General features: G+C 40.8%; 1 pseudogene. It reads right to left on the bottom strand.

The annotated features are described in order from the left end of the window. A pseudogene (locus LBV24_RS15070) lies at nt 1–503 on the bottom strand (gliding motility-associated C-terminal domain-containing protein); the annotation flags it as partial.

Raw genomic sequence — 503 nt, forward strand, 5'->3', positions numbered from 1 at the left:
CAAGCTGTAACTTCACTGTCTGAGAAAGTAACAACAGGAGTTGTACAATCATCTGTAGCAGTTGCAGTTCCAGTATTAGCCGGAGACTCGTCCTCAGTACATTCGATTGTTACGTCTGCAGGAATGGTAATTACAGGAGCAACAGTATCTATAATTGAATAAGTAGCTGTAACACTTGAAGCGTTTCCACAATCATCCGTAGCTGTAAATGTTACGGTAATTGCACCATTGGCACAATCTACATCTGTATTTGCACCGTAATCGTTAGACCAGGTAACATTGCCACAAGTATCTGATGCAGTCGCACCAGCATTATTAGCAATCCAAGCTTCTAATGTTCCATCAGGTGTAACACCACATTGTATATCTATGTTAGAAACACCTGAGTTATCAATAGTTGGTGGCGTTGTATCCACAACCGTTATCGTTTGAACAGCAGACGTTGTGTTACCACAATCATCGGTAGCAGTCCAAGTTCTAGTAATTGTTTTAGTATTACCACA

The organism is Winogradskyella vincentii (assembly GCF_020166345.1).
Classification (GTDB): domain Bacteria; phylum Bacteroidota; class Bacteroidia; order Flavobacteriales; family Flavobacteriaceae; genus Winogradskyella; species Winogradskyella vincentii.